At 30.6% G+C, this 14,368-nt stretch carries 11 protein-coding genes; 5 read left to right on the top strand and 6 right to left on the bottom strand.

The window, feature by feature from the left end; translation table 11 throughout:
- Positions 1-111: 111 nt before the first annotated feature.
- A complete protein-coding gene (locus tag Q4517_RS11135) occupies positions 112-1,647 on the bottom strand; it encodes a SusD/RagB family nutrient-binding outer membrane lipoprotein (RefSeq protein ID WP_303509258.1) in 1,536 nt (511 codons plus the stop codon).
- Positions 1,648-1,667: 20 nt separating this feature from the next.
- The gene (locus Q4517_RS11130; RefSeq protein ID WP_303509255.1) at positions 1,668-4,805 is read right to left on the bottom strand and encodes a SusC/RagA family TonB-linked outer membrane protein; all 3,138 of its coding nucleotides are present in this window, start codon (positions 4,803-4,805) and stop codon (positions 1,668-1,670) included.
- A gap of 181 nt (positions 4,806-4,986) precedes the next feature.
- Between Q4517_RS11130 and Q4517_RS11125 the strand changes: the two genes are divergently transcribed.
- The 3 genes from Q4517_RS11125 (at position 4,987) to Q4517_RS11115 (ending at position 8,579) form a co-directional block, all read left to right on the top strand.
- A complete protein-coding gene (locus tag Q4517_RS11125; RefSeq protein ID WP_303509253.1) occupies positions 4,987-6,039 on the top strand; it encodes a sensor histidine kinase in 1,053 nt (350 codons plus the stop codon).
- A gap of 2 nt (positions 6,040-6,041) precedes the next feature.
- Positions 6,042-6,752, top strand: a complete 711-nt coding sequence (locus Q4517_RS11120; RefSeq protein ID WP_303509251.1) for a LytTR family DNA-binding domain-containing protein — start codon at positions 6,042-6,044, stop codon at positions 6,750-6,752.
- A gap of 96 nt (positions 6,753-6,848) precedes the next feature.
- Entirely contained in the window at positions 6,849-8,579 is a 1,731-nt protein-coding gene (locus tag Q4517_RS11115; RefSeq protein ID WP_303509249.1) for a sodium:solute symporter family protein, read from the top strand.
- Positions 8,580-8,611: 32 nt separating this feature from the next.
- Here the strand turns inward: Q4517_RS11115 and Q4517_RS11110 are convergent, their stop codons facing one another.
- Positions 8,612-9,982, bottom strand: a complete 1,371-nt coding sequence (locus tag Q4517_RS11110; protein WP_303509246.1) for a tetratricopeptide repeat protein — start codon at positions 9,980-9,982, stop codon at positions 8,612-8,614.
- 193 nt (positions 9,983-10,175) lie between these two features.
- Here Q4517_RS11110 and Q4517_RS11105 point away from each other — a divergent pair, with 193 nt between their 5' ends.
- Together Q4517_RS11105 and Q4517_RS11100 are read left to right on the top strand one after the other, a co-directional pair.
- On the top strand, positions 10,176-10,517 hold the full coding sequence (locus Q4517_RS11105; protein ID WP_099216255.1) for a DUF2853 family protein: 342 nt from the start codon (positions 10,176-10,178) through the stop codon (positions 10,515-10,517).
- 91 nt (positions 10,518-10,608) lie between these two features.
- A complete protein-coding gene (locus Q4517_RS11100) occupies positions 10,609-12,033 on the top strand; it encodes an L-serine ammonia-lyase (RefSeq protein WP_303509243.1) in 1,425 nt (474 codons plus the stop codon).
- Between the two features lie 3 nt (positions 12,034-12,036).
- On the opposite strand, the gene Q4517_RS11095 is transcribed toward Q4517_RS11100, so the two are convergent.
- The 3 genes from Q4517_RS11095 to Q4517_RS11085 form a co-directional block, all read right to left on the bottom strand.
- Positions 12,037-12,675, bottom strand: coding sequence for a vancomycin high temperature exclusion protein (locus Q4517_RS11095; RefSeq protein WP_303509241.1), 639 nt, complete (start codon positions 12,673-12,675; stop codon positions 12,037-12,039).
- Positions 12,676-13,434: a peroxide stress protein YaaA gene (gene yaaA / locus Q4517_RS11090; protein WP_303509238.1), complete on the bottom strand. Its 759-nt coding sequence runs from the start codon at positions 13,432-13,434 to the stop codon at positions 12,676-12,678. It abuts the gene before it with no gap.
- 94 nt (positions 13,435-13,528) lie between these two features.
- Positions 13,529-14,305, bottom strand: coding sequence for an MBL fold metallo-hydrolase (locus Q4517_RS11085; protein ID WP_303509233.1), 777 nt, complete (start codon positions 14,303-14,305; stop codon positions 13,529-13,531).
- Positions 14,306-14,368: the final 63 nt, after the last annotated feature.

Genomic DNA, 14,368 nt, shown 5'->3' with positions numbered 1-14,368 from the left:
TAGACAAAAAACAAGCGAGAATATGTTTAATTATTCTCGCTTGACAATTAACTGTAAACCCTTAAATTATTTAAGATAATTTACAAAAGAGGGAGTTAAAACAAAGTTTTCTTAATCCATATCCCACCATAACTTAGTATTCATTTCATCTGGCCCTTGTTGCTGTATTGCAGCTGTAATATTTTCTTTATTTAATGTCTTTTCTGTTGAAGAATACGGTAACCTATTTGGCACATTACCGTTATTTGGTTGAGAAACCCAATAATTAGTGTTATCTGTAATTTGTGGTATTAAATTTGTTCTTCTTACCAAACTCCAACTTTCGTAACCATTTGTTAACGAAGCTAACCAACGTTGGTTATATACTTGTGTTAACTGCTCTTCGTTACTTCCTGATAATGTTGCTATAGGTTCACTTGCAATAAAGGTTCCTACTTCAGCTCCCCAAAAACGTATGCTAGATGAAATTCCTGCTTGATAAGATGCATTTGCATTTCCTGCATAACCTAACAAAGCTGCTTCTGCTTGCAAAAAGTTAGACTCTGCTGCTGTTAAAACCATTACGTTTACTTGATCTTTTAAATCACTCAATCCTTTGCCTATAATTTTTTCGCTAGGTTTTGCCATGTCTTCCCATTCTGGAGCTGTACGTATATTCACAAAACTACCTTTATATCCACCATTTTCTGCTTCTGTAAAAATTTCTCCTAATCTTGGATCATTATTATCTCTTAATAAACTTACATAACGTTCGGTTGGCACCCATTTAGAACCTAAACCGGCAAAGCCCCAATAAACATCTTCAAAACCTCCATCTAAATTTGCATTAATTAAAGGTTCTTTCGACCTTTCAAGAGTAGCTTCATTAATATCATCTATTAATGGGTTTACTAAACAATCGTTGATAACCGCATCAATAAAACTCGACTCTCCGTCTGCTATAAATACATCTCTACTTCTCAAAGCCATCCTTAAACGTAATGTATTTGCTAAGACTTTCCATTTTTGTGGATCTCCTTGATAAATAAAATCTCCTTTTGCTCCATTAATAGTTTCTGTAGAAGCTCCAATAATATTCATCTGTTCTTTCAAGTCTTCTAATATAAATTTATAGATTTCTTTTTGGGTTTCATATTTTGGATTTAATACTTCTATTTGAGGAACTATTATTTCTTTGTGAGGTACGTTTCCAAAAATATCTGTCATTTTTTGAGTAAACATAGACATCATTATTCTTGTGATGGCCATACCTTGTATATCGTTAAGATCTTGATACTCTATTAATAGAGCTCTTAGATTAATGCTACTTTTTTTATATGGTTGATCAAAAACACCATTAGTCCAACCTTGATCATTTTTATAACTATCAACACCTGCCCACCAAGTACCTTGAACATTTGTTGTAAATTGGTGTGAAAATTGAGAAGTATACAGTAAGTTCCCTCTCCATGATACAAACCTAGGTTCTGCAAATGTAAAATACTGAACTCCTCCTAAAAGATTTTCTGCTCTTGCATTGGTTGGTAAATTCGGGTTTCTGTTTATTTCTTCAAAATCACTTGTACAAGAAAAGGTTGAAGCTATTACAATTAGTATTAAAGCAATATAGGTAATTTTAATACTATTTTTTTTATTTCTATTGTTCATAATTTTATAGTATAGTTTTTTTAAAAGGATACTGCTAATTTTAACCCATGACTTGAAGTAGAGGGCATATCAAAAAACTCAATTCCTTGAATCGCCGTATTAAACCCTACTTCTGGATCAAAGTTTCTTGTGTTCTTATGAAGTATTGCTAAATTTCTTCCTACATAACTTATTGATGCCTTTGAAATTGAAAATTTCTTTAAAAACTTGGGAGACAAATTATAAGTAAGTGACAACTGTCTTAATTTTACAAAACTTGCATCAGAAATCCAGTTTTCTGAAATATTCCCTAACCTATTGTAATAAGTTTGTGGATCTACTCCTCTAGCAACTATATCTGACGGTAAAGCTCCTCCTTCAATAGTTGTTCCTTCAGGCACAAGAATTCCTTGACCTCCTTCATAAAAAGCTCTTCCTTTTAATGTTATTTCATCGGTTCCTTGTACTCCTGCTAATCGATCTGTAAAAGAGAAAACATCTCCGCCTGAACGTATATCTATTAAGAAATCTAATTCAAAATTTTTATAGGTAAATGTATTAGTGATACCCATTAAAAAATCTGGAGTTACGTTTCCTATTACTCCTTCTTCTCCTACTATTGGCAGTCCACCAGTATCATAAATTTTATTCCCATCACTATCTCTTTTAAATGTAGATCCTATTAGGTCACCATATAAACTACCTTCTGTTGCTACAAGTTGAATAACATCATTAAACTGACGGGCTAGTATCGTTGAAGGAAGACCATCAACGAGTTTTTCTATTCTGTTTTCGTTTTTTGTAAAATTAATAGCTGTATTCCACGAAAATTTTTCACTCTTTATAGGTGTACCTGTCAAAGCTATTTCTAAACCGCTATTTCTAATTAACCCTGCGTTTATCAACTTACTTTGCGCTCCTGAAGTTGCTGGTAATGATATTTGTAATATTTGATTTTTAGTTTCTTTATTGTAATAAGTAAAATCTATTCCTAATCTATTTTCAAAAAAGCTAGCATCTAAACCTATTTCATATTCAGTAGATAATTCTGCTTTTAAATTTGAGTTAGGTATGATGTATCCTGGTGAAGCTCCTTCTTCAGCATCACCTGCTGGTAATTGAGAGTTACCTAAATATAATAGTGATAATCCGTTATAAGGCTTTGAAGTAACTGTAAAAACAGAGCTTAATAAATGAGGTAATGTAGCATTACCTGTTCTTGCTGCACTTGCCCTTAACTTTAATCTATTTATTTTTTCTGTTTTAATATTAAAAATTTCACCTAACAAAAAGCTAGTTCCTATTGATGGGTAAAAGAATGAAGCATTTTCCTCTGGTAAAGTAGAACTCCAATCATTTCTAGCTGTAAGTTCTATAAATGCATAATTGTTATACCCTAATTGAACGCTTCCAAATAATGATTGAGATTTTGTTCTATTTAAAAATGTAGAAACACTCTTATAAGTAAAATTATTTATTGAAAATAAATCTTCATCTAACAAATCATTAGCTTCTGTTCTATTTGTTTTTGAATTAGTTTCAACAGTATTGAACCCAAAAGTTGCGTCTAGTGATAGTTTATCGGTTATATTACCGTTATAAAACATCATTAAATCTAAGTTATTTAAAACCGTTTGATTTGTTATTTCTTCTAATCCTCCTGTTGGTGCAATATCAAAGGCTCCTATAGGTTGATAAATTGATGCTGTATAATTACTTTGATCTCTCGAGTATCTTGCAGTGGCTGATAAGTTTTCTGTTACCTGATATGTTGCATTTAACAACCCTGTAAACCTATTTTTATTATCTTCATTTATTTTAGTGTTTACTGCATAATAAGGGTTCATTGTAAAAGCTCCGCCTCCGTAATTATTTGGTCTTCCATCTAACTTTATATAATTTTTAGAGAGTATTTGATTAGATATATTACGAGGTTTTAAAATTAATCCTCTCACTGTATTAGCTTGCCCATCTGTAATATCTGGTCTATTAGTAGCTTTATTATTTATGTATGAAATTTTAGCTTGTACTTTTAATTTATCTGTTATATTGGTAAAAGTATTTAACAAAACACTATTTCTTTCAAAGTCACTACCTCTTAGTACTGGAGCATTAGTTAAGTTAGTATAAGATAACCTATAGTTAGATACTTTATTTCCTCCTGATGCACTTATTGAATTTATAAAAGTTGACCCTGTTTTGTAAAAATCTTTAAAGCTATTTGGAGTTGCTTTATAAACATCGGTTCCTACTCCATCAAACCTCATCCTTTGAGAACCATCTAATTTTGGTCCCCAGCTTCCCGATCTAGTAATATCATATTCTAACGAATTTGTAGCTGCATTGTATGTCCCTTGTCCATAACTATTTTGTAATCTAGGAGCTACTAAAACATTATCAAGCGTTGTGCTAGAACTAAAATCAATCTTTACCTTACCTTCTTTTCCTCCTTTTGTTGTTACTACAATAACTCCACTCGCTCCTCTATAGCCATAAAGAGCCGTTGCGTTACCTCCTTTTAATACATTTATACTTTGAACATCTTCTGGGTTAATATCTGCTAAAGCATTACCATAATCAAGTCCACCAGTAAAGCTTCCTTGTCCTAAACCTGTATTATCTACGATAACTCCATCTATTACAATAAGTGGATTGTTTGACACTAAAGAAGAAACTCCTCTAATATTTATAGATGCAGAACCTGCTGCTCCTGAACCGTTTTGATTTATCTGAACACCAGTAACCTTTCCTGATAAAGAGTTTGTTATGTTGGTTGTTTTAACTTTGTTTAGGTCTTTACTTTTTATAGTTTGTAAAGAATAACCTAATTTTTTTGATTCTTTTTTAATACCCAACGCTGTTACAACAACTTCTTCTAACAGATTCGATTCTTCTAAGACTACATTTATTATATTGTTATCTACTACAACCTCTAACTTTTTCATTCCAACAAAAGAAAAAACTAAAATATTTCCTTTTGACGCTTTTATAGTATACTTACCATTAAAATCAGCTTCGGTTCCTTTTGTTGTTCCTTTAACAATTACATTTACCCCTAGTAAAGGCAAACCATCAGTCGCAGATGTTACCTTACCTATTATTGCTCTTTCTTGTGCGGTAATAATTATACTAAACAACATAAAACCCCAAAAGAACAGTAGTATTTTATTTTTTTTCATATGAGTGGTTAATTAAAAAAAAATTTAAGTTAAATGTATGTTTAATTCTTTTTCTGGAAAAAATAATATACCAACAACACAAAAAAAACAACAAACGACACTTTTTTTTAAACTTTTGCGTTTTTTTTAACAAAAATTATTTGATATAACTTAAAATAGCTACTTTCATGATTTTTATAAAATGAAATCATTTGCTTCTTTAAAAAATAATAAAACCATACCAAGAAAATATCATGTTATTTTTTGGGTTAGTTATTTTTGCTTTAATGTAATTAGATGGGGGAGCTATTTTGGAGATTATTGGTATTCTCTTAAATCAAATTTAATTGAATTCCCTCTACATATTATTCTTGTTTACACAAGCATATACTTCCTTGTTCCTAATTTTTTAGCCAAAAAAAAATATAAAACTTATATTTTTTTATTAATCGCTTCACTAGGCTTTTTATATATAATTCGAACAGGGTTAAATTATTTATTAGTTACAAAAAACATCTGGCCAGAATCTGATGGTCATCAACAAGCTTTCACGTTTAATCATATTATTGCTGTTACTTTAGGCGAACTTTATGTACTTGCTTTAGCTACTGCTATTAAATTTACAATAGACTGGGTTTATCAAAAGAAAAGGATTGCTACTTTACAAAAAGAACAATTAAAAAGTGAGCTTAATTTTTTAAAAACACAAATACAACCCCATTTTTTCTTTAATACATTAAATAATTTATACGCACTTACATTAGAACAATCTGAAAAAGCATCAGAAGTCGTTTTAAAATTATCTAATATAATCCAGTATGTTATTTATGATGCAACAAAACCGAAAGTAAAACTACTTAATGAAATACAACACATTCAAAACTATATCGATTTAGAAAGATTAAGGTGTCATGAAAATGCAATAATAAATATTGAAATTGGTGGAAAAATAGATAATGTAAAAATACCTCCACTCATTTTTTTATCATTTATTGAAAATAGTTTTAAACATGGAAATAAAGATAGTCCCAACTTTTATATATACATTAGTATCGAAAAACAACCTGAAAACCGATTACTGTTTTCAATAAAAAACTCTTATGAAAAAGATAGCTTGTTTAAGAATAGTGAAAAAAGTGGTATTGGAAATATAAATACTAAGAGAAGATTAAACTTACTTTACAAAAACAACTACGACTTATCTTTTTCAAAAAATGAAAATAATTACTGTGTAACCCTAAATATACCATTATAAAAGTGAAAATTAATACTATTATAATTGATGATGAGCCTTTTGCTATTAAAGTTATTCAAAAACACTTAGAGAAATTTAAAAATTTTAGCATTGTTAGTACTTTTAACAACCCCATAGATGCTATTGAAGTTATTGAAAATGAAAATATAGATGTCATTTTTCTAGACATTAATATGCCTAAAATGAATGGTATAGAGTTTATAAAAAATATAACATTAAAATCTCATGTAGTAATAACTACCGCATATAGAGAGTTTGCGATAGATGCATACGAACTTGATGCTCTCGATTACTTAGTTAAACCAATTCCTTTTAATCGTTTTTTAAAAACAGTTAATAAACTTACTCAACGTATTTCTAATATTAACTATAATAGTTCGCAAAAAAACGATGCTTATATCTTTCTAAAAGTCGATAAAAAGCTCGTTAAGGTTAAATATAAAGACATTCTATACATAGAAAGTTTAAAAGACTACATAAAAGTTAGCACTACCACCGATAATCATATTGTGCATAAATCCCTAACCAGTATTTCAGAAGAGTTACCTAACGACCTCTTTCTAAGAATACACCGCTCATACACAATTTCAATAGATAAAATAAATTATGTAGAAGGAAACTCTTTAACAATAAATAAGAAACGAATTCCTATAGGGCGTAAATACCTCTCAAACACAAAACAGGTTATTTTAAATGCAAATAACAATAATTAATAGTTTTATGCTGTTTAACAACCTAACGATGTATTTAGTAGATTTTTTTTTATGTGACTAACAAAATTTAATTAAGTTTAAGCCAAAAATAAATTCATGGTTAATTTAAGTAGTTTAGATTTTATAATTATAGTTGCCTTCTTTATTATATCCTTATTCATCGGAATTTGGGCTTCAAAATCAGCAGGTAAGAATAGTTCTGAATTCTTTTTATCAGGAAGAAACATGCCTTGGTGGTTATTAGGTGTTTCTATGGTAGCAACTACTTTTGCCGCAGATACTCCTGGATTAGTAACTGAATTAGTTAGAAAAAATGGTGTTTCAGGAAACTGGGTTTGGTGGGCACTCCTACTTACAGGGATGTTAACCGTATTTTTTTATGCTAAATTGTGGAGAAAATCAGGAATTACAACAGATTTAGAATTTTATGAATTGCGGTACTCTGGTAAAATGGCTAGCTTTTTAAGAGGTTTTAGAGCTATTTATTTAGGAGTTATTTTCAATGTAATTACCATGGCTGGTGTATGTTTAGCAGGTGCCAAAATTGCCAATATTTTATTAGGAATTTCTCAAGGAGAAATGCTGTTATACTCATCTATAATTGTAGTTATTTATTCCTCTTTAGGAGGGTTAAAAGGTGTATTACTTACTGATTTTATTCAGTTTTTAATTGCTATGGTTGGTTCAGTCTGGGCAACTATATATATTATAAATTTGCCTGAAATCAACGGCCTTTCAAATTTATTAACACACCCCAACGTGAGTGATAAACTAGCAATGCTTCCTGATTTTTCGGATAAAGAGGCTCTTATTACCTTGTTTATAATCCCTTTCGCTGTACAATGGTGGAGTACTTGGTATCCAGGTGCTGAACCCGGTGGTGGTGGTTATATTGCACAACGAATGTTGGCTGCTAAAGACGAAAAAAATGCAACGTGGGCTACTTTATTTTTTAATTTCGCTCATTACGCTTTACGTCCTTGGCCATGGATTATTGTAGGACTTGCTTCATTAATTATCTTTCCGAGTTTAGATAGTATGAATCAAGCTTTTCCTAGTTTAACAGCTGAAATGCAAGGTCATGATGTTGGTTATGCAGCAATGATGACCTATTTACCTGCTGGCTTATTAGGAATTGTATTAACTTCGTTAATAGCTGCTTTTATGAGTACAATTTCTACCCAACTGAATTGGGGAAGCTCATATATAGTAAATGATTTTTATAGTAGGTTTATCAATAAAAAAGCTTCTGAAAAACAAAAAGTTGTAGTTGGTAGAATATCAACTGTATTGCTAATGCTTTGTGCTGCGTTATTTTCTTTCTATTTACAATCGGCTAAAAGTGTTTTCGATTTATTGCTACAAATTGGTGCTGGTACAGGGCTATTGTTTATTTTACGTTGGTTTTGGAGTAGAATAAACCCATACAGTGAAATTGCTGCTATGGCTATTTCTTTTATTATTGCTGTATTCTTTTTTATCAACAAAAAAATAGAAACCCCAATCATAGAAATTGCTGGATATTGGCAGTTAATCATCGGTGTTTTTGTCACAACTATTGGATGGGTTATTGTAACTCTTTTAACACAACCTACAGATGCTAAAACATTAGAAAAATTTGACAATCTTATTTTTAAAGGAGAAAATAAATTTAAAAATGTTGGATTTAAAATTGTTGGATTTGTAACTGGAATAATTGGTGTGTACAGTTTCTTATTCGCCACTGGAAACTGGATTTATGGTGAAATGATTCTTGCAATTACACTTTCGATAATTACTCTAATTTGTATTTTAATTCTAAAAAAGATTTGGAAGTTTGTTTCCTAATACATATCAGTTAATATAACACTCTAAAGTATTTATTGTACCGCTTTATCGTAATTAGAAATGATTTTTTGTATGCTGTTTTTTTCAAAAACAGAAGGATACAACTCTTTTATTATTGTATAATATTCAAAATCAATCGCTAAAGCATTTTTTAGGTGTGTTATACTATACTCTTCTTTACCAAGAATCATAAACAACCCACAAAGCCTATATTCTATTTCTGCAAACTCTTTATATGTCTTTTTTGCTTGAATTAATACCTTAAGAGCTTCGTTAAACTCTCCTAAAAACAATAAAATATCAGCCAACGCTACATATATTTCAATTTCTTTATCACCTAACGACAAACAAGTTTTAAAAGCTTTAACTGATTCTTCATAAAAATTAAGCTTCAAATTGATATCTCCATAACGTCTCCAATACAAAACGTTTGCTTCATCTATATGAATAGCTTTGTTTATATAATATAATGCCTTTTGATAGTTCTCTTGATTATAACAAGCATTCGTTAGTAAAATCCAACCTCTATCTAAAAGAGGATCTTCGTGCACTGCTTTTTTATAAAAATGAATAGCTGTTTGTGTATTATTTAGCTTTTCATAACACTCTCCTATTCTTATGTATGCATAAGCTGTTGGATCGTCTAACTCTAATGTTACTAAGTAATTTTCTATAGCTTCTTCGTAACGATTTAGCTCTTCTAAGGTTTTTGCTTTTTCTAAATATCCTCCAATAAAACTGTCATCAATTAATACTGCATAATCAAAAGCTGTTAATGCTTCTTTGTACATTCCTAACTCAAAATATTGCTTTCCTAATTGATGCCATGCTACTTCGCAGTAAGGATTCTTATCTAAATAAGCATTTAAAAATTTAATAGCGTCTTTATGACTACCTTCCATATCAAAGCAATACACAATATTGTATAACGATGAATAATCTTCATAGTCTACCTCTATACATTTAGCAAAATTTAAGCGAGCATTTTCAAAATCATCAAGATATAAATACTCCATACCTATCATTGACCAAACATCAGATGGATCTTCTATATACTGTAAAGATTCTTTTAAAATTGCAATTGCTTCAGTATGCTTTTTCTTTTTGGATAGAATAATTGCTTTTTGGATAAAAACCTCGTCGTTATGAGGTTCTACAGCTTCAATATTAGATAACATCTTAATTGCTTCATGCAATTGGTCTTCAAAAATTAAAATTTCTACTTTCATTAATTTTAATTGAATTGAAGATGGGTGCTGCTCCAAACCTAGCTGTACAGCTTTTTTTGCCAACGACTGTTTACCTATATTTAAATAATGCTCTATAATTGTTTCAAATTCTACAGCATCAAAAAAATATACCTCATTGGTTTTCAACATGGATTCAAATTTTGATATTGACATAGGCTACAGATTTGAATTTATATAAAATTACTACAAGAACAGTACCTATTTACCTATCTGTTTATTTCTTTTCAACAATTTAATTAACAATATTGTCTCTCTTTCTTATTAACACTAAGTTGTTTGAAAGAATTAATTATTTTTCTATATTTGAAAGAACTAAAAATTAATATCTAATTTTAAACAAAAAATCATGAGTAAATTTGACGAAAAAGTAGCGCTTTATAAAAAATTTATGGACGATAGAGATATCCGTTCTAACACTGATTTATTAACTGCTGTTACAAAAGGATTAGGACCTTCTATTTATAAAAATGATGCTGAAACTGTATCTGGTAGTGATCCTAAAGAACTGGAAACCGTTAAGAAAAATTTCTTAATGAAAAAGTTAGGTTTAGCTGATGGACCTGAATTAGATAAGGCTATTGGAGAAGTTATGGAGAGAATTGGAAAGTCTGAAAGAAACAAGTACCGTGCTGTAGTTTACTACATGTTAGTAAAGAAATTTGACAAAGAATCTGTTTACGGAATGTAATAACTCTTTTTTGATAAATATAAGTCCTGTATTTAAGTTTTAAATACAGGACTTTTTTTTATTTTAGCCACCAACAAACAACTTATAATTTATGTCGCAATTTATTAGCGTTTTTGATATGCTTAAAATTGGGGTGGGACCTTCTAGCTCTCATACCCTCGGCCCTTGGAGAGCGGCCCAACAATGGATACAAAAATTAAAAGAAACAAATGAATTTCTTTTAATTCAAGAGATTAAAGTAGACTTGTATGGTTCTCTTTCGTTAACTGGTAAAGGGCATGCGACAGATTTAGCCGTTTTACTTGGTTTAAGTGGTGCTGATCCAGAGCATATTCCTATTGAAACTATTGATGTAGTTATTAGTGATATTCAAACCAAAGAGCTATTATTTTTTAATAATGAAAAGAATATTGTTTTTGCTAATAACTCAGTAAAATTCAACAAAGAATTTTTGCCTTTTCATGCGAATGGAATGACTTTTAGAGGATACGCTAATGGGGTAGAAATTTCAACAGAAACCTATTACTCTATTGGTGGAGGTTTTATCGTACAAGAAGACGATAATCTTGCTGAGGATATTGAAATTAACAAACAAAACTTTCCGTTTCCAATAAACAGAGCTACTGAACTAGAAGCTTATTGTGAAAAGGAAGGCTTGAATATTTCTGATATTGTATACCAAAACGAACTCGTAATTAATTCTGCTGAAGAAATTGATAAAGAGTTACACCGTATATGGAATACCATGTTAGAATGTATGTATATTGGTTGTCATACTAAGGGGATTTTACCTGGTGGATTAAATGTAAAGCGACGTGCATTTGAAACACATCAAAAACTTATTAAAGATGCTGAATATAACAATCAACAGGAGTGGATTACCGCTATTAGAGGCACCGAAGTTAAGTTTCGAGAAATTTTAAAATGGGTGAGTTGTTTAGCCTTGTCAGTTAATGAAGTAAATGCTGCTTTAGGTAGAGTTGTTACTGCTCCTACTAATGGAAGTGCTGGAGTAATTCCTGCTGTAATAATGTATTATTTAGTAATAGAAAACCACGATGCTACTTTTGAGCATGTTAAAAAGTTCTTACTAGTCGCAGGAGAAATAGGGAGTATTTTTAAGAAAAATGCTACAATTTCTGCTGCTATGGGTGGTTGTCAAGCTGAAATTGGAGTATCATCAGCCATGGCTGCTGCCGCATTAACTGAATTATTAGGCGGAACTCCATCACAATGTTTAGTTGCTGCTGAAATTGCCATGGAACATCACTTAGGACTTACTTGTGACCCTATTGGTGGATTAGTACAGGTACCTTGTATTGAACGTAATGCTATGGGAGCTATTAAAGCTATTAATGCTGCTGAATTAGCCTTAGAAACTAACCCAAAAGAGTCTAAAGTCCCATTAGACAAAGTAGTTGACACTATGTGGGAAACTGCTAAAGATATGAACCGAAACTATAAAGAAACCTCAGAAGGCGGCTTAGCTGTTACAGTACGATTAGCTGATTGTTAATTTTTATTTTATTTCAATAGGCCTTCCTAAAAACTTAGGCTTTATATTAAAAAGAATATCAACAAAAACTTTTACTCTAGCTAAGTACTCTCTTAGCTGGACTTTGACCGCATATTTCCCAGAAATACCTCTTGCGTTATAACCTATTGCGTAAATATCATAATGATTAGCTAAGTATAAGGCCCTTTCATTATGGAATTTTTGAGATATAATAGTTACTGAAGTTTGCCCAAAAATCTCTTTCACTCTTACCACAGAATCCAATGTTCTAAACCCTGCATAGTCTAAAAATATCTTATTTTCAGGAATTCCCACTTCTATTAAATCGTTTTTAAAATCAGTGGGCTCATCGTATCCCTCAGAGCCATTATCACCACTTACTAAAATAAAATCAATCTTTTTAGCTTTGTATAACTCCACAGCAGCATTTAATCTGAATTGATAATACAAATTCACTCTACCATCTGACAAATACTTTACCGTACCTAATAACAACCCTACCTTATTTTTAGATATATTTTCTGTAGAGTTAAATAGTTTTCCTTCTGCATTATTAATTATTACTTTGTTTGAAACATAAATAGAAGTAATTATTAGTAAACAACCTAAAAGAAAAACAATAGCAACTTTTTTTCGTTTCATCTATCTTGTAAATACTAATTCAGTTTCGGTAGACATTTCTTCGGAAAAACCATATCGATCAACATCAAAACTTTTTAATTCTTCTAAAGTCTCTACATTATTATCAATAATATAGCGCACCATTAATCCACGAGCTTTTTTAGCAAACGTCATAATAGTCTTATACTGTCCGTTTTTTAAATCTTTAAAAACTGGAGTTATCATAGGTACTTTTAATGTTTTTTTAGGAAGTGCCTTAAAGTATTCTGCACTTGCCAAATTAATTAATAGCTCACCATCCTCAAGTTCTTCATTTAAAGATTCCGCCAATATAGTATCCCAAAACTTATATAAGTTTTCTCTTCTACCTACTTTTAACCTAGTTCCCATTTCTAATCGGTATGGCTGAATTAAATCCAATGGTTTTAACAACCCGTATAATCCTGATAAAATTCTCAACTTATCTTGTAAAACTGGAATTTTATCTTCCGAAATAGAATTAGCATCAATCCCTCTATACACTTCCCCTGTAAAAGCGAATACTGCTTGTTTTGCATTCTCTAAAGAAAAAGGAGGCTGCCAGTCTTGATTTCTTTCATAATTTAAACTTGCTAAATCATCAGAAATCTTCATTAACTCACTCAACTTTTTCCTTGAAAGTGTTTTTAGCTTCTTATTCAACTTTTCAGATTGTTCTAAAAACCTAGGTTGTGTATATGCATCGGTAGTAACTTTGCTTTCAAAGTCTAACGATTTTGCTGGTGATATAATAATTTTCATGTTGTAAATATTTAAAGTAAAAATAAGAAGCTATTCTAAAACCATCAATTACTTTAAGTAATTAATATTGATTGTAGTATTAATTTTTTTAATACTAAACTTGTAACCCGTCATAAGCTAAAAACACATTCTCTGGCAATTCTTTTTCAACCTCATCGTGTAATCCTAAAAGTTCGCTAATATGCGTTAAATACGCTTTTTTAGGATTAATTTCTTCTATAAACTTTAGGGCTTCTTCTAAATTAAAATGTGTTTTATGAGGTTCTTTTCGTAAACCTGTAATGACTAAAACATCTAGACTCTTTAGCTTTTCTTTCTCCTCTTCAAAAATAGTTTTAATATCGGTTATATATGCTACGTTATTAAAACGATATCCGAGAATTGGTAAATTACCATGCATTACTTCAATTGGAGTAACCTCTACTCCCTCTAACTCAAAATTTTCTTTATGTGAAATAATAGTTGGAGCTACACTTGGTGCACTTGGGTATCTATTTTCTGTTGCAAATATATAATCGTATCGTTTTTTTAAAACATTTAGCACTCTTTCTGTTAAGTAGATAGGTACTGGTCCTATTTGAAAACAATACGGACGGATTTCATCCAAACCAGCTATATGATCTGCATGTTCATGTGTAAATAAAATTCCGTTAATTGAAGCTACTTTTTCACGCATCATTTGCTGACGAAAGTCTGGACCACAATCAATCACATAATTAATATTATTCCACGAAACCAGCACTGAAGACCGTAATCGTTTGTCTTTTGGGTTCTTAGATAAAGCTACAGGGTGCTTACTTGTAAGCATCGGAACTCCAGTAGAAGTTCCTGTTCCTAAAAAAGTTATTTTTACTTGATTTTTTTTCTTCATTTTCACCACAAAAATACAACAAAAATTGTCTGATAGTTCCTAATTTCAGTACATTTGTAATAC

It is taken from the genome of Tenacibaculum sp. 1_MG-2023, assembly GCF_030547425.1.
In the GTDB taxonomy this organism is placed as follows: Bacteria; Bacteroidota; Bacteroidia; order Flavobacteriales; family Flavobacteriaceae; genus Polaribacter.
The sequence above is the reverse complement of the archived record's forward strand: the minus strand, read 5'-3'. Positions and strand labels throughout refer to the sequence as shown.